Source organism: Vibrio sp. 1078-1 (assembly GCF_033340475.1).
In genome coordinates this window covers 1-559 of the sequence record NZ_JAWOWM010000713.1, presented here as the reverse complement: position 1 = coordinate 559, position 559 = coordinate 1, and the positions used below count along the sequence as shown (strand labels likewise).

At 49.9% G+C, this 559-nt stretch carries 1 protein-coding gene; it reads left to right on the top strand.

The window, feature by feature from the left end; genetic code table 11:
- Positions 1-559: flagellar basal body L-ring protein FlgH (locus R7190_RS29665; RefSeq protein ID WP_318138180.1), on the top strand; the 559-nt coding region annotated here is incomplete at both ends.

Genomic DNA, 559 nt, shown 5'->3' with positions numbered 1-559 from the left:
CGCGGCAGAAATGATCCGGTTGCTGGTGATCCAGCGTGGGCTCCAATCCATCCAAAACAAAAGCCTGAGCATTATGCTGCGGCGACGGGTTCTCTGTTTAGCCCAGAGCACATTACCGATTTGTATGACGACTCTAAACCTCGCGGCATTGGCGACATCATCACAGTCACGTTAGATGAAACCACCAGTGCGACGAAGAGCGCTAACGCGGACTTGTCGAAAACCAACGAAGCGCAAATGGATCCGTTACAAGTGGGCGGTGAAGAGCTGAAAGTAGGCGGCAAGTACAACTTCTCGTATGACTTAAACAACACCAACACCTTTGCTGGCGACTCTTCTGCGAAGCAGAGTAACAGCATCAGTGGTTACATTACGGTCGAAGTGATCGAAGTGCTGGCAAACGGCAACCTCGTGATCCGTGGTGAGAAGTGGATGACGCTAAATACAGGTGACGAGTACATTCGCTTAAGCGGCACAATTCGTCCTGATGACATCAACTTCGACAACACAATTGCGTCAAATCGCGTGTCTAACGCAAGAATTCAATACTCAGGAACTG